Source organism: Sulfitobacter dubius (assembly GCF_900113435.1).
Lineage (GTDB): Bacteria > Pseudomonadota > Alphaproteobacteria > Rhodobacterales > Rhodobacteraceae > Sulfitobacter > Sulfitobacter dubius.
The window spans coordinates 639,374-655,150 of the sequence record NZ_FOPG01000001.1 but is presented as its reverse complement, the minus strand read 5'-3'; the positions used below and the strand labels follow the sequence as shown (position 1 = coordinate 655,150).

The window sequence follows — 15,777 nt, the reverse complement described above, 5'->3', positions numbered from 1 at the left end:
GCCACCTGACTTCCAGACTAAACTGTTGGAATTAGGTGGCGCGGGTATCGTCAGGTTGTCTTTGAAATCCTGGAAAGCCCAGCCTGCTCTTGCGACAACCGGGCTGCACGCAGCCGAGCAGTCTTTTGCAATCGTTGGCTGGTTTCTTTGCCGATGATTTCGGTTGCGGCAGCACTGGTCCGCTCGGCGATAGTCTCTCGTTTTGAGGGTTCTTGAGGGGATTTGCGAACTGTCATCCGTGTCTCTCTTTTCTCGCGCTGAAAGCATAATGGGCTGCCGTGACCTTAAGCTACGCCTTCATGATGACTTAGCCCGCGGGGGCCGAAAGGAAACGAACCGAAATGACAAGCCAAGATTGGCCGTTATAGGTCCGCACAGGCCTTGGTTCGAAAGGGGGGCCGCGAGCGGGTGACTTAAGGGTGTTGAGAAGAACTTAATATTCTACACAAAGTCTTTGGCGATTATCCATTGCACTTGCGAAAGCTCCAGTTGAGAGGTCACAGGCTAAATTACAGATCCCAAGGAAGACGACACAAGATTTGCTATTGTTATGAATGGCGGCTTGGTTCGCCGCAGCTGCAGTATTTCGGAACCGAACCGAGCGTCCGCTTTGGGCCGAAAGCTGAAGTCGACGGGTATAGGTCCTGCAGGGTTTCTGCAGGACCAGTGACTAATCAATCCCAAGCTGGAGCGAGCGTTTCCGGGCTGACCAAGCGACCTTCGGCTGAACCAAGAGCATCAATGCTGGCGATCTCTTCTGCGCTCAACATGATATCCGCTGCACCAAGGTTGTCGGCAAGCCGGTTCTTGTTACCGGTCCTGGGCAACGCGATGCTCATCGGGCGCGTCAGGACCCAGGCCAATGCAATCTGGGCCGGGCTTGCATTATGCACGGCGGCAATCTCGCGCAACGTGGCGTTCTCCATGACCTTCCCTTGCGCCAGTGGCGAGTAAGCCTCAACGGGAATGCCCTTGCTGGCGAGGTGAGCGATCGTCCGTGTTTGGTCGATCAGCGGATGCAGCTCGATCTGGTTGGCGGCCAATGGCGTGTTCAACGCAGCCTGTGCTTGATCGACCATGTCCATGGTAAAATTCGACACGCCCCCATGGCGGACTTTCCCCGCAGAAATCAGAGCATTCAATGCGCCTATGGTGTCGGCAATCGGGACTTCCTTTGAGGGCCAGTGCAGGAGCAGCAAGTCTACATAGTCCGCCCCCAGTCGATTCAACGACGCATCGGCGGCAGCGGTGAAGGCTTCTGGCGAGAAATGCTCGGGCAGGATTTTGGTGGTGAGGAACACTTCATCGCGGCGGACATCGGCGCGGCGCAAACCTTCGCCGACTTGTTCTTCGTTTTCATAGGCCTGCGCCGTATCAATATGGCGGAACCCTTCGGAAAGAGCCGCGGCCACCATGTCGGCCACGGTATCTTGCTCAAGTTGAAAGGTGCCGAACCCCAAGGACGGAATTTGGGCGGGGCCGTTAAGGGTGATACTCATAGTGTTGTTTCCTTATTATTTTGCTCGGTGAACTCAGGGATGACGTGCTCGGCCAACTCGGCCAGAACGTCTTCGATTTCGCGCTGTGACTGGCGCAGGTTAAAGGCGATGTGGGCGACCCCTGCAGCGTGCAGGGAACGAACGTGAGTGGTTAGAGCATTGCGACCCATACGGCCCCCGAACTGGATCGGCCGGAAGGGCGCATCGGGATCAGGGTCAAGATCCAAGTGCATGGCGGTCAGGACTGGCGCGGGGCGTAGGCCAGCATCAGTGCGCGCCTGACGCCACATCGACAGGCGGCGCTCGGCCTGATCGGGAGGGCCCGGATAGGTGAACCAGCCGTCCAATGTGCGGGCGATCCATTGCAGGCTTTGCTGGCCCATCCCGGCCATGACCATCGGGATACCTTCTGGAACATAGGGGCGCACGGTGACGGGGCCTTGTGGTCCTTGCAGCGCGTCACCTGACCAGAGGGTGCGCATCTGGTCGACGCGATCGCGCAGGGTGGCTCCGCGGTCCTCATAGTCGAGCCCCATCAGAGGGTATTCCACCGGACGGTCCCCGGACGCAATGCCAAGGATAAACCGCCCGCCCGACAGATGGTGCAGGCTGGCCGTCATCTTGGCCAGGATGATCGGATCCCGCAGCGGCAGGACGATACCCGCAGTGCCAAGTGCAATGCGCCGCGTGTGGCCTGCAAGAAAGCCAAGATAGGGGAACGGATCGAAGACCTGTCCCGCATCCCCGAAGCTGGGATCGTGAACCGGCACGTCCCGCAGCCAGATCGCATCGAAACCAAGGCTTTCGGCCAGCTCTACTCCCGTGGCAGGGTTTGAGATGTCTGGCACGCCAAAGGGGCGCCCCTCGATACGGGCACGGCGTTGCCCGGCTTCAGACCAGTCGCGGTCCAGCGGCAATTCAATGCCAAAAGTCATGCGGTCTTTGTAAATCAGATTGAGGGCAGACATGCTATGAACCTCCAGTTCAACGATTTGCCCCGCCGTACTAAGGATGCAGCGAGGCAAGTTAGGTTATTCAGCAGCAACTGCTTGGGACGATGTTTTGTGTAGGCGGCCGGACAGGCGCACCAAAACGATCCCGACAACCACCACACCAGCGGCGATATAGGGGGCCGCGGCAAGGCCGATGCCTTCCACCACAAGTCCACCAGCCCATGCACCCCCGGCGATGCCGAGGTTGAACGCACCGATGTTTAGGCCGGACGCCACATCCACCGCACCGGGCGAGACTTCGCGTGCGATTTGCACGACGTAAGACTGCAGCGGCGGCACGTTGGCGAAGGCAAAGCCGCCCCAGAAGGCCGCAACCGCGATGGCTGCAATTGGGTGTGTAAGGAAGGCACCAAGTGCGATCAGTGATATCGCAAGGCCAGCAAAGATCACCGTCAGGGACGGCACTGCACCAATACGGTCAGCCAGTTTACCGCCGGCGATGTTCCCTACGGCGACAGATGCACCATAGAGCAGCAGCACAAGGCTAACCGCGCCGGCAGACAGACCCGTGACTTCGTTCAGCATGGGCGCGAGGAAGGTAAAGGCGATGAAGTTGCCGCCATAGCCGACAGCCGTGATCAGATAGACCAGCAGAAGGCGCGGCGAAGTCAGCACCTGCAATTGCGCCTTGATCCCTGCCGAGGCCGTCTTGGTCAGATTGGCCGGCACCAGGATGGCAGAAGCGATGAACCCAATCACGCCAAGCGCGACAACGCCAAGGAAAGTCGACTGCCAGCCGAAGTTCTGGCCGATAAACGTCCCCAGGGGCACACCCGTCACAAGGGCGACGGTCAGGCCAAGGAACACCAGTGCGATGGCCGAGCTTTCCTTTTCAGGCTCCACCAGATCGGTGGCGATCGTCGAGGCGATGGCAAAGAAAACACCGTGGGCAAGACCGGTGATAAAGCGCGCAGCGACGAGGCTGCCGTAATCCGGCGCAAAGGCGGCATAAGCATTGCCGAGCGTGAACAACGCCAGCAAGAGCAGCAACAACGTCTTGCGCGGCACTCGGTCTGCCATGGCGGTCAGCACTGGCGCGCCGATGGTCACGCCAAGCGCATAGAGGCTGACCAACAGGCCAGCGGAGGGGATAGAAACGCCAAGATCGGCGGCGATGGTGGGAAGCAAGCCGACGATAACGAACTCGGTCGTTCCGACGGCGAAAGCGCTGATAGTCAGCGCCCAAAGGGCAAGGGGCATCGGTTTTCTCCAATAAGTTTGATGTCGACGCCACATATGCCAGTCGCTATTTGTTGCGAGAACAGGCAAGTTTGGAATAGATCATTGCAGAAGCTGCACGAATTGCTGCGCATGGGGGATTTGGCTGCCTTTGTCGGGATCGTCGATGATGGGGGCTTTGCTGAATCCGCGCGGCGCAGAGGGGTGTCGGCCTCAACGCTCAGCAGGTCAGTGACGCGGCTGGAAGAGCAACTGAAGGTCACACTCCTGCGCCGGACTACGCGGTCCATCGAGATCACCCCCGAAGGCGCTGCCGTTCTGGCCGAGGCGCGCGAGATTTTAGATCGCAGCGAAACCCTGCAAGAGATCGCAACAAGTGGACAGGCCCCCGCCGGACCATTGCGTGTGAATGCGCCTGTGCCTTACGTCCTGCATGTTCTCGCCCCGCGGCTGGCCGAGTTTCGTGCGGAATACCCCGGCATCCAGCTTTCGATCGACATGACAGATGCGCTGGTGGACCTTATCGGCAGTCACGCGGACGTTGCCATTCGGCTGGGCCAGTTGCCTGATAGCGACATGTTGCACCGCCCCTTGGGGCGCACGGCTTGGAAATTAGTGGCCGCGCCGGAATACCTTGATCGCAAAGGCTGGCCAAAAATACCAGCCGACCTCGCAATGCTCGAGCAAGTGCGCTTCGCGGCACCAGATCACATCAACACGCTGCGCTTTACTGGTCTGTCCACCCCCGTGACGGTGCCACCCGCGGTGACCGCAGGCAATGGAGAGGCCGTGCGCCAGATGGTATCAGGCGGTCTGGGCATCGCGCGTTTTTCCGATTTCATGATCGCAGATGACATCGATGCGGGCCGATTGGTTGAGCTGTTTCCGGGCCAGCTTGACGCCGCCCCGTTGGATATCTCAGCCCTCTACCTTACCCGCGTCTCGGGGTTGCGAAGGTTGGGTGTTTTTCTGGATTGGTTGGCGACCATTAGCGAAGGCTGAGTTATTCCCACGTGCTTTCAGTATGCATAACGATGACGAGCAAAGCCTGGCCGCAAAGAGTTATTTTCAGTCAGTCTTATATCGGCATGTTTTTGGATGTCCGCTTCTTAGACGCTGCACTGCAGCGGCGCGATGCCATGCGAACGGCTGGTAAGGGCCGTCCGTGAAGACGGCCCAATTGTTTAGATTTCAATGGCTTCAGCGATAGCGAGGGCATCTTCCAACTCTACGCCGAGATAGCGCACCGTGCTGTCCATCTTGGTATGACCCAACAGCAGCTGAACCGCCCGCAAGTTTCCAGTCTTCTTGTATATTTGGGTAACTTTCGTGCGTCGCATTGAATGGGTTCCATATGCCGTCACTTCCAAGCCAATCGAGGAAACCCAGTCCCGAACGATCCGAGCATACTGGCGGGTTGAGATGTGCAAACGCTCGTGGAAGCGGCCAGGCCAGAGATACTCGGACCCGACCATCAGCGGATCTTCCATCCACTTCGTGAGCGAAGCTCTGGTCCCTTCGGAGATCTCGAAGCGCACCGGTTTATGGGTTTTACTTTGTAACACTGACGCCCTCTCTTTGATCTGACCGGATGCCATGACATCGACCACTTTCATTTTGACCAAGTCGCAGCCGCGCAATTTGCTGTCGATGGCCAGATTGAACAGCGCGAGATCGCGGTGTTTCTCGGCAAGCTCAAGCCTAACCCTGATTGCCCACACGTGCTTTGGCTTCAATGGGCGTTTTTGACCGACTATGCGGCCCTTGTTCCAAGCGGGGCGTAGCGCGCGAATGGCAGGTAAGTTTGGTGTTTCCATGACTGATCCTCCGATCCACCATGCCCTCCCACATCGACAACCCCACGTTGACCGAACCTACATATCATAGGATGCTGCAACGCAGCCAAGGTCCGCTACGAGCCCATAGCCGACCTTCGAGGCAAATCCGTTGAGCGTCTCCTTTTATCGAGATCACCGTCGAAAACCGCCGAGCTTTGTCCGCGATTGATCAGAAAGTTTGAAGCGCACGTCGAAATCCACCCGGCCCGAGCGTTCTAAGGGTATCGAAACCCTAACAGAAAGGACCTTCCATGGTCTTCACGATCACCCCACTCTACGCGTTGGCCGCTGCCGTCATCTACCTTGTCCTCTTTATGCGCGTGTCAGCGCTCCGTGGCAAAACCGGCATATCAACTGGCGAAGGCGGCAATGCGCTTCTGCTCCAACGCATCCGTCAGCATGGAAACTGCGCCGAGTGGTGCAGCTTTGTGCTTATCCTAATGATCCTGGCCGAAGGGGCGGGCGTCGCGCCACTGTGGCTGCATGCCGCCGGTGCATTGCTGATCCTGGGCCGCATCGCCCACCCCTTCGGGCTCGCCATTGACAACGCCGCTCATCCGCTTCGCTATATCGGCAATGGAACCAATATCACCGCCGCCTTGATCGCCATGGTCGGCATCGCCGTTCAAGCCCTTGCATTCTGAGAGTTCATTATGAAGTACATGCTTTTGATCTACAATGATCCCGCACAACAGCCCAAGTTTGGCACGCCCGAATTTGACCAGTTCATGACGGGGTATTTCGCCGCCAACGAACGAATGAAATCGGACGGCGTTCTGATCGCTAGTGAAGCTTTACAGGGCGTCCAAACCGCCACTTCACTGCGTCGAAAGGCCGGCAAGGTGGAGACGATGGATGGCCCCTTTGCCGAAACGCGCGAATATCTCGGGGGCTATTACGTCATCGAGGCGCCCGACCTCGACGCCGCATTGACCTATGCAGCGTTGATCCCGTCGGCCGATTTCGGCACCATCGAAGTCCGCCCCCTCATGGACTACAACCCGGCGGGCTGAACGGATGCCGCAGGCCATTCCCGGACCGGCCCATGCCATGGCGGCGGCGGCCTTGCTTGACCGCACCATGCAGACGGATCGGAGCAGGCTTGTGGCCATTCTTTCGGCAAGCCTGCGCGACATCAGCCTTGCCGAAGATGTCCTGCAGGAGGCCGCCGTTTCGGCCCTGACCCATTGGGGGCGAAACGGTACGCCTGCCTCGCCTGCAGGCTGGTTGTTGAAGGTTGCGCAGCGGAAGGCGATAGACAGGTTGCGGAAGACGTCGCGCCATTCGCGTGTAACAGAGGCACTGGCCCTACTGACCAACGACGACCTGATGCCTGACAAAGACTTCATCCCAGATGAACGCCTGCGCCTGATCTTCGCCTGTTGCCACCCCGCGCTTGAGCCAAAGTCGCGCGTTGCCCTCACACTGCGAACGGTATGCGGCTTGACAACAGCCGAGATCGCACGGGCGTTCCTTGACGCGGACACCACTATGGGTCAGCGCCTGTCCCGTGCCAAGGCCAAGATTGCGGCGACCGGTATTCCGTTCGCCATCCCCGGTCCCGATCAATGGGCGGAGCGCCTTAATACCGTTTTGACTGCGGTCTACTTGATTTTCACAACGGGCTACGTCAACCGTCTCGATGAGACGCGCGATCTGTGCCACGAGGCAGAGTTTTTGGCGCGTCTGATCAATCAACTCCGCCCTGATGATCCAGAGATTGAAGGGGCGCTGGCAATGATCTTGCTGATTGGGGCGCGTCGTTTCGCGAGAGTGTCACCCAACGGAGCAAGCTTGCCTCCTGATGAACAGGATCGCGGGTTATGGGATGCTGACAAGATAGCCGAAGGTCGGCATGTTCTGGAAACAGCTGTGCGCCGGCGCGCTCCGGGGCCGTTCCAGATCAAGGCGGCCGTTGCAGATTGTCACATGTCGCATCCCGGACCGGATTGGCCGCAGATCTCGGTACTCTACGCAGCTCTGTGGCGGTTCGAGCCCACACCGGTCGTGGGTTTGAACGGGGCCGTTGCGATCGCGCGTGCCGGTGACCTGACACGTGGGCTGTCATTGATAGAAGACTTCAAAGAGGCGTTGTCGGACTACCAGCCCTGGCACGCCGCCCGGGCAGACCTGCTTGCCAGATCCGGGAACGTCGACGCTGCGCGAGAGGCTTACGGTCAAGCCATCGAAAGAGCTACAACGGACGCCGACGCCCTGTTTCTCAGGAGGCGCCTGAATGAGATCCGTTGACTGCAAAGGCAACCCGATGCGGCAATAGAGAAGGGACGCCACCAGAAGCGCGCTTCTGTTCGGTCATTCAGGGCGGTTGCAGAGAATGTCGGCTTCGAGCCCATTTTACCGAATGCTGCGGTAGCGTCGACGGTCCGCTATTCAGAAACGGTTGGAAGTTCGATCCCGGGCGCGTGCAGACCACTGGGCGAGCGTGTGAACACCTCGAAACCGTCCGATGTCACGCCAATCGAATGCTCGAATTGTGCCGAAAGGGATTTGTCACGTGTTACGGCCGTCCAATCGTCTTCAAGCATTTTCACCTCGCCGCGCCCCAGATTGATCATCGGCTCAACGGTAAAGATCATGCCCTCTCTCAGTTCCAAACCGGTTCCAGCTTTGCCGAAGTTCAGGATGTCGGGGGAGTCATGAAAGACCTGTCCTATGCCGTGGCCGCAGAATTCGCGGACTACCGAGCAGCGTTCGGAATATGCGTAGGTCTGTATTGCATGGCCGATATCACCTAATCGCGCCCCAGGACGCACAGCCCTGATCCCCTGCATCATGGCCTCATGGGCAATCTGGATAAGACGCTCAGCCTTGCGTTTCGACTTTCCGACCACATACATCCGACTTGAATCGCCATGCCATCCGTCCAGGATCAGTGTGACGTCAACATTCACGATATCGCCGTCGCGTAACTTCTTCTCGTTGGGGAAACCGTGGCATACCACATGGTTGACCGATGTGCAGCAGGCATATGGATAGCCTTTATAGCCCAACGTCGCCGGTTTGGCTCCGTGCTTGGCAGCGAAGTTGAGGACGAATGTATTGATGTGCGATAAGGCTGTGCCAGCGCAGATAAGATCGGCTATGTCGTCGAGGCACCTCGCGGTTAAGTCGCCTGCGCGGCGCATACCCTTGAAAGCGTCAGGCCCATAAAGTTTGATGCTCTCGGTTCTACGGGCCTGCTCCGCCTTAGGTGCAGCGAAGACGTCTATATAACTATCCATAATAAGTCACTCTGAAATTATCTTCGTGGCAACCGCAGTCAGATTGACCTTGAGCCGCCGCGACATTATACGATTCATATACACTTCATTTATACTAAGCATGGGAGACGCGTCGATGGGTATCGTAAAGATTGGGGAGGAAATGCATGAAGAACTTCGCAAGTCCAGTTCAGTCATGTGCCGCTCGATCAATGCGCAAGCTGAATTCTGGATGAAGGTCGGCATGCTTGCTGAAGCAAATCCAACCCTGCCATTTACGGAAATCATGGCGCAGCAACTCAGAAACGCCAATGTGCGGGTTCCGGAAATAGAAGCAGCTTGAAACCTGACGCTCCCACTTCAAGGAAGGATGCTGTCGTATGTCTGGCATCCTCAAACGGCAGCTTTTGTCCGCCCAGCAGACCACCGCACTCGTTGCAGCTAACGACGGCTTTGAGCCGTTCGCCTTCCTTGAAACAGGGAGCTGGAACCACGTTTTTGCATCATGTGCAAAGTGGGATGTCGGCCGGTCCATAAGCAGACTTCCCAAACCCTTGAGACCCTGCATTTAAGGCGCCCTGCCAGATTTGGACCGATCAGTCCTGAAAGGGGAATGGTCCTGGGAACGCGCCGGTTGGGATGACGTCGGACACCAGACCAGGTCCCGGGGCGTCGAGCCAGCGGCAGACCGTGGAACCGCCCGGTTCTAACACCAGCTGCGGATCGGTTTGCGGCTGGTGATCGGTCAGCACAGCATGGCAGGTCGCGGGCGCAATCTGACAGGTCACCCGCCCGATCTGGCCCGTCATCGCGCGGTGGACGTGCCCCGAGATCATGCGCAACGGGGCAGGGTGGGCCTCAAGCCGCTTCATCAGGGCAGCACCATCGCGCAGGTTGTCGGCATCCATCGCGGGTATCCCGCTGTGCATCCACGGATGGTGCGTCGCCACGATAGCAGGCTGATCGCCGATGGCCGCAAGGGAAGCGTCGAGAAAGGCCAGCCCCTCGGGACCGAGTTCGCCGTAATGGGCACCCTCCAGCAATGTGTCGAGGGCGATCACTGAAAAAGGTCCGAAGTCGCGCATCCAGTGAATGGGCCCGCTGATTGGCATCCATGGTGCATCGGCAAAGGCCGACCGCATCGCCTCGCGCTGGTCGTGATTGCCTGGAATGGCGCGCCAGGGCAGGTTCAGGTCCTCCATGAGAGCCGCAAAATGTGCATACTCTTCAGGCGTGCCATGATCTGTAAGATCGCCCGTGACGATGGCGCAGTCGATGCCCGCAAGCAGCGGCAGCTTCGCGTTGATCGTCTCGATCGCTTGGCGCAGGGCCGACGCGCTGTCCGAGCGTCGGCAGACAAGCGTCCCGGGGGCGACGACATGGGTGTCGGTGATCTGGATGAAACCGGACATCAGGCGGCTACTCCCTTTGGCAGGATCAACAGCGCCTCGGGTGCTACGGACAGGCGCACGGTTTCGCCCTGCCGCGGCGCGCTCAGGCCCGAATGCCGCGCGATCAGCAGCGTATCGGACGCGCCGGACAGCGCAATCCGGTAATGCGTGCCGAGAAAGGTGACCGTCTCGACGCGGGCCGTGATGGGCCCCTGCGGGTCGATGCGAATGTCTTCGGCCCGGACCAGAACCTCGCTGTTCGCGGCAGGTCCCGGTAGGGGCAGGATACCGCCCGGCAGATGCAGCTGGTCGCCCTCGACCCGTCCCTCCAGTGGCATGGCGTCGCCTACAAAACGCGCGACGAACCCGGTTGCGGGCTTGCGGTAAAGCGCCTCGGGCGTGCCGATCTGGGCCACTTCGCCTTGGCTCATCACCGCGACGCGGTCGGCGATGGCCATCGCTTCGTTCTGGTCGTGGGTGACGAAAATCGCGGTGATGCCGAACTGGCGCAACAGCAGCGCCAGTTCGTCGCGCAACTGGCCGCGCAGGGCGGCATCCAGCGCCGAAAGCGGCTCGTCCAGCAGCAGCACATGCGGACGTGGCGCCATTGCGCGGGCCAGCGCCACGCGTTGCCGCTGCCCGCCCGACAATGCGGTGATCGCGCGGTCGGCGTAACCATCCAGACGGCAAAGCGCGATGACCTCGTTCACCCGCGCCTCGATCTCGGACTTGGGCAGTTTCTGCATCTTGAGCCCGTAGCCGATGTTGCCGCGCACCGACATGTTCGGGAAAAGCGCGTAGGATTGAAACACCATGCCGATCTTGCGGGTCTCGACCGATTGGCGGGTTACGTCCTTGCCGTCGAAGACGATTTTCGCGCCCGCATCGGGCGTTTCAAGGCCCGCGATCATCCTTAACAGCGTGGACTTGCCGCAGCCCGACGGCCCCAGCAGCGAGACGATCTCGCCCTTCGCGATTTCCAGATCAGTAGGCAGCAGCGCCTTGACGCCGCCCGGAAATGTCTTGGCAATATTGGTAAGTGTCAGCGTCATTGCATGATCCTTTGGGCACGGGCGCTGGCCCATTGCATGGCCATCAGCAGGGGCACGATCATGACGAAGAAGACCAGCGTATAGGCCGACGCCACTTCGAGCCGCATGGAGGCATAGCTGTCGGCCAGTCCCACGGGCAGGGTTTTCAGATAGGGTGTGTGTAGCATCCAGGTCAGGTTGAACTCGCCGATCGACAGGGTGACGACGGTCAGCGCCCCGGCCAGGATTCCGGGGAGCGCGTTGGGTACCACGATGTCAAAAAAGCGCCGCGTAGGACCCGCACCGAGCGAGGCGGCCCCTTCCTCGAGCACCTTGAGATCAATGGCGGCCAGCACCGACAGGACCGAGCGCACCATGAAGGGCAGGGTGTAGAGGACGTGCCCCACAAGGATGAAGGTCCAGCTGGTCCGGAACCCCTGCAAGGTGCCGTAAAGCTGCAAGAGCGCCAGCGCCAGCGCCAGACCGGGGATGGCCAACGGCAGCGAGATGAACTCTTCCAGCACCCGCGACGCGCGGCCCGGATTGCGCGCCAGCGCATAGGCGGCAGGTACGCCGAGGATCAGGGTGACCACCAGACAGGCCAGCGCGATCCAGATCGACAGCAGAATACTGCCGGAATAAAGCTCCAGCACGCGCGCCACCCATTTGAGCGTCAGCCCGGAAGACAGGCCGCGAAAATAGTTGACGGTCAGCCCCGCCAGCACCGACTGGATGATCGGGATCAGCAAAAAGGCGCAAGCCAGCAGCGTGACGATCCGCGGAATGGATTTCGTGATGGATTTCAGCATCTCACCCTCCCGCCGCGACCGTGCCGCCCGAGAAACTGCGCGCGATCAGCAGCATGGCCCAGGTGACCAGCCCCAGGATCACCGACAGGGCCGAAGCCATGGCGATGTTCGCCGACAGGGTGAATTCGGTGTAGATCACCATCGGCAGCACGTCGATGTCGGTCGCAAGAGTGAACGCAGTGCCAAAGGCCCCCATCGCGGTGGCAAAGGCGATGGCCCCCGCCGCAATCAGTGCAGGTGACAGCGCGGGCAACAGCACGTCGATGACGATGCGGTGCGGCGGCGCGCCCAGCGTCTGCGCGGCTTCCTCCAGCGCCGGGTCGATCTTTTCGGCGGCGGCCATGACGGTCAGCAACACGCGCGGGACCGAGAAATAGAGATAGCCCAGAAACAGGCCGGTGATCGAATAGGCAAAGACCCAGTGACCGGGCAGAAGCTGGTTCACCAATCCCTGACGCCCGCCAAGCAGGATGATCATGAAGCCGACGACCACACCCGGAAAGGCAAGCGGCAGGGTCAGGATCGACAGCAGCGTGTTGCGCCCGACAAAGCGGTTTCGCACCAGAAACAGGCCGCCCGTGGTCGAGATCGCCAGCGCCGCTGCCGTGACGGCCAGCGACACCACGACCGTCTGCACCAGTGTCGAGACATAGCGCGGGGTCTGGATGATCTTGAGGTAGATCGCCCAACCCGCCTCGCTCTCCCCCGAGGCAAGGATCAACCGTCCCAGCGGGATCGCCAGAAAGGCCAGCGTGAACACTGCCAGCGGCAGCAGGCAAAGCATTAGAAATTGTCGTTGGCCCATGACGGCTCCGATGCCAAAAAAGGGGGACCGGGCAGATCTGCGCTCTGCCCGGTTCGAAAGGTCTCAGAAGGGATTACTTGACTTCGTTCAGGTAACGCTCGCCAAATGCCGCCTGTGCGCGTTCCATCTCGGCGTAGTCCACCGCAACCGCACGCTCGTAATCCGAAGCGGGCAGGAACTTGTCGGCCACGTCCGCAGGCAGTTCGATCGGGCGTGCGGGCTGCAAATAGGCGTTGGTCCAGATCGCTTGGCCTTCATCCGACAGGATGAAATCTAGCACGCGCTTGCCGGTTTCCGGGTTCGGGGCGGCGGCCACCAGGCTCATGACATAAGGCACGCGCACCGACCCTTCGCAGGGCAGCACGAACTCGAAATTGCCGTCTTCTTCGTATTTGCCGCGATAGGCGTTGAAGTCGTAGTCAAAGAGGATCGGGATTTCACCCGAAACCACGCGCGCGAACGAAGTCTGCTTGGGCACGATGGGATCGTTCTCGGCAACTGCGTTGAAGTATTCGATAGCGGGATCGAAGTTGCCCAGATCGCCGCCATTGGCCAGGTTCACCGCCACGGCACCGGCATAGCCGACAAAGGCGGACGAGGGATCGAGATAGCCCACCATGCCGCGGTACTCTGGCTTGGTCAGGTCAGCGAAACACTGCGGCACCTCGGCGCCGCCAAGCGCGTCGACGTTCACGAACAGGCCCAGCGTGCCATAGTGGATGGCGAACCATTTGCCTTCGGGGTCTTTCAGACCATCGGGGATATCCTCGAAACCTGCGGGTTTGTAGGGCTCGACGACGCCATCGTTGCCCGCCTTGATGCCGGTGGTGACGCCGTAATAGGCGACGTCGGCCACGGGGGCAGCGCGCTCGGCCAGAAGCTGGCTGAGGGTCTGGCCCGAGTTCTTGTTGTCGTGGGGCATTTGCACGTCAAGCTGCTCGTCGATGGCTTCGAGCATCGAGGCCCAGTCAGCCCATTGCGGCGGGCAGTTGTAGCAGATGGCGTCTTCGGCAAAGGCCGGAGCGGCGATCGCGGTTGCAAAAAGCGCTGAAAGAACAGTATGTTTCATGGGTTCATCCTTGTTTGAGATCGGTCTTGAGCGAGTGAACAGACGGCGGCCGGGGGCGAACCTGGTCGTCGTCACGGCTTTCCGTGCGGGGCCGGCCAAGCGTCGCTCCCACACGAAAATCGAAGGGCAGGGGCGGGCGCTGCGCGCCTGGTCTTCCCTGCATCATATCCAGAAGCGTCTGTGCTGCCTGTCGGCCCATGGCGTCCGGCGCGGTTTCGATGGTGGCCAGCGGCACGTCCAGCAGCCGCCCGATCTCGATACCGTCAAAGCCCACGACGGACAGGTCCCTCGGGACGCTCTCGCCCATCAGGCGCGCGGCTTTTTGTACCGCGATGGCCAGAAAATCGTTCGACGCAAAGATCGCGGTCAGCCCTTCCTGTGCGGCAAGGATCGCCGCCAGAAGCTCGGGCGTATTCGCGTCGGCCTCGTCCAGTTCGATCAGCGTCGGATCGAACATGTCGCGCGCACGGCATTCGGCGTGAAACCCGGCATAGCGGTTGCGCGACCGGTCCGAGGTGGAAAACCGAAGCGCCAGAAAGGCAGTGTGCCTATGGCCGCGGTCCGCAAACTGCCGCGCGACTTCGCGCGCCGCCTCGAAGTTGTCGACATGAGCGGTGAGAAAGCCGTCGATCGGGTCATGAAACATCAAGGACACCGGCAAACCACGCTGGCGCGCCTGCTTCAGCGCCGCACTGCGTTCGGGTGCCACCATCGTCACGATCAGCCCGTCGACCTCTTTGGCGGCAAGCGTCGCGATGGCCTCGTTGTCGGCCTCGCCGTCATAGTTCGAACTGGCGATCAGTAGCTGGTATCCGGTGCCTTTCAACGTTTCCTGCACGCCCTGGACCGCTTCGGCAAAGACCGGATTGGCGAGCGATGGCACAAGGCAGCCGATGGTCATGCTGCGACCCCCTTGCAGTGCCCGTCCAAGGGCGCTGAACGAAAATCCAAGCTCGCGCGCCGCCATCTCGACGCGTTCGCGCGCTTCTGCACTGGCGGGGCCGGATTTGTTCAGAACCCGGCTGGCCGTGGCTATCCCGCACCCCGCCTTGCGGGCGACATCCTTGATGGTAACTTTCTGTCTCCGGTCCATTCGTGTACTCCTTCCGACTTGGCGCAGTCGAATTGGAAACGTTTCCACAAGTGATACATGTGATTCACTACATGAATGTGACAGGCGATGTTCTTGGGAAAAAACGAACGCGCCTCAGTGTTAAGAACTCATCTTCTTAGACGACCGAGCTGAACGCATCTGATGTACCATGCTGCAAAACCCCGCGTCACCTTCGCGTCATTCATGATAATCGGCACGAAGGGCGGGAAGCTGCCGTTCGCTGCGTAGGAATACTAAATTGCGCATCTTGAAAAAGGAGACGTTCAGTCCGGCGGTCCTGTTTCCCGATGTGCCAAAGCCGTCTGTTGAATTTTGACCGCTTCAATTGGAATTGGCCTGAAAGTAGACGGTGCCAATAGGGTTTCGAAAACAGAGTGATCAACCGCCAGAAACGCGTGAAAACTTCGAAGAAACAGTCGTAGTCAAGGCGGCTTGGCTTTTTTGTTTACTTCAGTTTCTTCATGGCAAGTTAGGCGTTCGCCAAAGATTTCAGGTTTCTCTAAGCTATATAAGCCTATTTCAGCACGTCAGCCCATTCGGGGTGTTTCCGAAATTGTGAGGCGGCGAAGGGGCACAGCGGCACTATCTTTTTGTTTTGCTCTCGCATGTCAGCGACAATTTGTTTGATAAGCATCTGCCCGTACCCGCGACCCCGCAAGGCGTCGTCGACTTCGGTGTGGTCGATGATGACGATCTTATCTCCAGCTTTGGAGAAGGTCGACACGGCCTCGCCATCCTTGGTTCGGAGGACATAGCGTCCCCCTGTTTCTCCGTCTTCAAAATCCACCTGCATGAGGATCTCCGTCAA

At 59.6% G+C, this 15,777-nt stretch carries 18 protein-coding genes; 5 read left to right on the top strand and 13 right to left on the bottom strand.

The window, feature by feature from the left end; all coding sequences use genetic code 11:
- Nucleotides 1–50 precede the first annotated feature (50 nt).
- From BM229_RS18030 to BM229_RS03235, 4 genes are all read right to left on the bottom strand, one after another.
- Nucleotides 51–236 carry a hypothetical protein gene (locus BM229_RS18030; RefSeq protein ID WP_139226256.1) on the bottom strand — a complete coding sequence of 62 codons (186 nt, stop codon included), beginning with the start codon at nucleotides 234–236 and terminating at the stop codon, nucleotides 51–53.
- Nucleotides 237–674: 438 nt separating this feature from the next.
- On the bottom strand, nucleotides 675–1,499 hold the full coding sequence (locus BM229_RS03245; RefSeq protein ID WP_093926237.1) for an aldo/keto reductase: 825 nt from the start codon (nucleotides 1,497–1,499) through the stop codon (nucleotides 675–677).
- Entirely contained in the window at nucleotides 1,496–2,467 is a 972-nt protein-coding gene (locus BM229_RS03240; protein ID WP_093926236.1) for a TIGR03571 family LLM class oxidoreductase, read from the bottom strand. The genes BM229_RS03245 and BM229_RS03240 overlap by 4 nt, the downstream gene beginning before the upstream one ends.
- 63 nt (nucleotides 2,468–2,530) lie before the next feature.
- The gene (locus BM229_RS03235) at nucleotides 2,531–3,712 is read right to left on the bottom strand and encodes an MFS transporter (RefSeq protein WP_093926235.1); all 1,182 of its coding nucleotides are present in this window, start codon (nucleotides 3,710–3,712) and stop codon (nucleotides 2,531–2,533) included.
- A gap of 84 nt (nucleotides 3,713–3,796) precedes the next feature.
- Between BM229_RS03235 and BM229_RS03230 the strand changes: the two genes are divergently transcribed.
- Entirely contained in the window at nucleotides 3,797–4,693 is an 897-nt protein-coding gene (locus tag BM229_RS03230; protein ID WP_093926234.1) for a LysR family transcriptional regulator, read from the top strand.
- Between the two features lie 182 nt (nucleotides 4,694–4,875).
- Here BM229_RS03230 and BM229_RS03225 read toward each other — a convergent pair whose 3' ends face one another.
- Nucleotides 4,876–5,508, bottom strand: a complete 633-nt coding sequence (locus tag BM229_RS03225; RefSeq protein WP_093926233.1) for a tyrosine-type recombinase/integrase — start codon at nucleotides 5,506–5,508, stop codon at nucleotides 4,876–4,878.
- Nucleotides 5,509–5,780: 272 nt separating this feature from the next.
- Between BM229_RS03225 and BM229_RS03220 the strand changes: the two genes are divergently transcribed.
- The 3 genes from BM229_RS03220 to BM229_RS03210 are packed head-to-tail and all read left to right on the top strand — an operon-like array spanning nucleotide 5,781 to nucleotide 7,779.
- Complete coding sequence (locus BM229_RS03220; protein ID WP_093926232.1) at nucleotides 5,781–6,173, top strand: MAPEG family protein; 393 nt, start codon at nucleotides 5,781–5,783, stop codon at nucleotides 6,171–6,173.
- 9 nt (nucleotides 6,174–6,182) lie between these two features.
- Nucleotides 6,183–6,542: a YciI family protein gene (locus BM229_RS03215; RefSeq protein ID WP_093926231.1), complete on the top strand. Its 360-nt coding sequence runs from the start codon at nucleotides 6,183–6,185 to the stop codon at nucleotides 6,540–6,542.
- A 4-nt stretch (nucleotides 6,543–6,546) separates the two neighbouring features.
- Nucleotides 6,547–7,779 (top strand): RNA polymerase sigma factor, encoded by a 1,233-nt coding sequence (locus BM229_RS03210; protein WP_244152097.1) that lies wholly within the window; start codon nucleotides 6,547–6,549, stop codon nucleotides 7,777–7,779.
- Nucleotides 7,780–7,916: 137 nt separating this feature from the next.
- On the opposite strand, the gene map is transcribed toward BM229_RS03210, so the two are convergent.
- Nucleotides 7,917–8,771, bottom strand: a complete 855-nt coding sequence (map, locus tag BM229_RS03205) for a type I methionyl aminopeptidase (protein ID WP_093926229.1) — start codon at nucleotides 8,769–8,771, stop codon at nucleotides 7,917–7,919.
- A 115-nt stretch (nucleotides 8,772–8,886) separates the two neighbouring features.
- Between map and BM229_RS03200 the strand changes: the two genes are divergently transcribed.
- Complete coding sequence (locus BM229_RS03200) at nucleotides 8,887–9,093, top strand: ParD-like family protein (protein WP_093926228.1); 207 nt, start codon at nucleotides 8,887–8,889, stop codon at nucleotides 9,091–9,093.
- Between the two features lie 253 nt (nucleotides 9,094–9,346).
- On the opposite strand, the gene BM229_RS03190 is transcribed toward BM229_RS03200, so the two are convergent.
- From BM229_RS03190 to BM229_RS03160, 7 genes are all read right to left on the bottom strand, one after another.
- Nucleotides 9,347–10,162, bottom strand: coding sequence for a phosphodiesterase (locus BM229_RS03190; protein WP_093926226.1), 816 nt, complete (start codon nucleotides 10,160–10,162; stop codon nucleotides 9,347–9,349).
- Nucleotides 10,162–11,193, bottom strand: a complete 1,032-nt coding sequence (locus tag BM229_RS03185) for an ABC transporter ATP-binding protein (protein WP_093926225.1) — start codon at nucleotides 11,191–11,193, stop codon at nucleotides 10,162–10,164. Before BM229_RS03185 ends, BM229_RS03190 begins: the two co-directional genes overlap by 1 nt.
- A complete protein-coding gene (locus tag BM229_RS03180; RefSeq protein WP_093926224.1) occupies nucleotides 11,190–11,981 on the bottom strand; it encodes an ABC transporter permease in 792 nt (263 codons plus the stop codon). Before BM229_RS03180 ends, BM229_RS03185 begins: the two co-directional genes overlap by 4 nt.
- A gap of 1 nt (nucleotide 11,982) precedes the next feature.
- Complete coding sequence (locus tag BM229_RS03175) at nucleotides 11,983–12,786, bottom strand: ABC transporter permease (RefSeq protein ID WP_093926223.1); 804 nt, start codon at nucleotides 12,784–12,786, stop codon at nucleotides 11,983–11,985.
- Nucleotides 12,787–12,859: 73 nt separating this feature from the next.
- The gene (locus tag BM229_RS03170; RefSeq protein WP_093926222.1) at nucleotides 12,860–13,855 is read right to left on the bottom strand and encodes an ABC transporter substrate-binding protein; all 996 of its coding nucleotides are present in this window, start codon (nucleotides 13,853–13,855) and stop codon (nucleotides 12,860–12,862) included.
- A 4-nt stretch (nucleotides 13,856–13,859) separates the two neighbouring features.
- On the bottom strand, nucleotides 13,860–14,948 hold the full coding sequence (locus BM229_RS03165) for a LacI family DNA-binding transcriptional regulator (protein ID WP_093926221.1): 1,089 nt from the start codon (nucleotides 14,946–14,948) through the stop codon (nucleotides 13,860–13,862).
- Nucleotides 14,949–15,483: 535 nt separating this feature from the next.
- Entirely contained in the window at nucleotides 15,484–15,762 is a 279-nt protein-coding gene (locus BM229_RS03160) for a GNAT family N-acetyltransferase (RefSeq protein WP_093926220.1), read from the bottom strand.
- Nucleotides 15,763–15,777 lie beyond the last annotated feature (15 nt).

Bases quoted from the DNA above. Each gene is read 5' to 3' on its own strand.
- BM229_RS18030 (WP_139226256.1), bottom strand. From the start codon at position 236: ATGACAGTTCGCAAATCCCCTCAAGAACCCTCAAAACGAGAGACTATC.
- BM229_RS03245 (WP_093926237.1), bottom strand. From the start codon at position 1,499: ATGAGTATCACCCTTAACGGCCCCGCCCAAATTCCGTCCTTGGGGTTC.
- BM229_RS03240 (WP_093926236.1), bottom strand. From the start codon at position 2,467: ATGTCTGCCCTCAATCTGATTTACAAAGACCGCATGACTTTTGGCATT.
- BM229_RS03235 (WP_093926235.1), bottom strand. From the start codon at position 3,712: ATGCCCCTTGCCCTTTGGGCGCTGACTATCAGCGCTTTCGCCGTCGGA.
- BM229_RS03225 (WP_093926233.1), bottom strand. From the start codon at position 5,508: ATGGAAACACCAAACTTACCTGCCATTCGCGCGCTACGCCCCGCTTGG.
- BM229_RS03220 (WP_093926232.1), top strand. From the start codon at position 5,781: ATGGTCTTCACGATCACCCCACTCTACGCGTTGGCCGCTGCCGTCATC.
- BM229_RS03215 (WP_093926231.1), top strand. From the start codon at position 6,183: ATGAAGTACATGCTTTTGATCTACAATGATCCCGCACAACAGCCCAAG.
- BM229_RS03210 (WP_244152097.1), top strand. From the start codon at position 6,547: ATGCCGCAGGCCATTCCCGGACCGGCCCATGCCATGGCGGCGGCGGCC.
- map (WP_093926229.1), bottom strand. From the start codon at position 8,771: ATGGATAGTTATATAGACGTCTTCGCTGCACCTAAGGCGGAGCAGGCC.
- BM229_RS03200 (WP_093926228.1), top strand. From the start codon at position 8,887: ATGGGTATCGTAAAGATTGGGGAGGAAATGCATGAAGAACTTCGCAAG.
- BM229_RS03190 (WP_093926226.1), bottom strand. From the start codon at position 10,162: ATGTCCGGTTTCATCCAGATCACCGACACCCATGTCGTCGCCCCCGGG.
- BM229_RS03185 (WP_093926225.1), bottom strand. From the start codon at position 11,193: ATGACGCTGACACTTACCAATATTGCCAAGACATTTCCGGGCGGCGTC.
- BM229_RS03180 (WP_093926224.1), bottom strand. From the start codon at position 11,981: ATGCTGAAATCCATCACGAAATCCATTCCGCGGATCGTCACGCTGCTG.
- BM229_RS03175 (WP_093926223.1), bottom strand. From the start codon at position 12,786: ATGGGCCAACGACAATTTCTAATGCTTTGCCTGCTGCCGCTGGCAGTG.
- BM229_RS03170 (WP_093926222.1), bottom strand. From the start codon at position 13,855: ATGAAACATACTGTTCTTTCAGCGCTTTTTGCAACCGCGATCGCCGCT.
- BM229_RS03165 (WP_093926221.1), bottom strand. From the start codon at position 14,948: ATGGACCGGAGACAGAAAGTTACCATCAAGGATGTCGCCCGCAAGGCG.
- BM229_RS03160 (WP_093926220.1), bottom strand. From the start codon at position 15,762: ATGCAGGTGGATTTTGAAGACGGAGAAACAGGGGGACGCTATGTCCTC.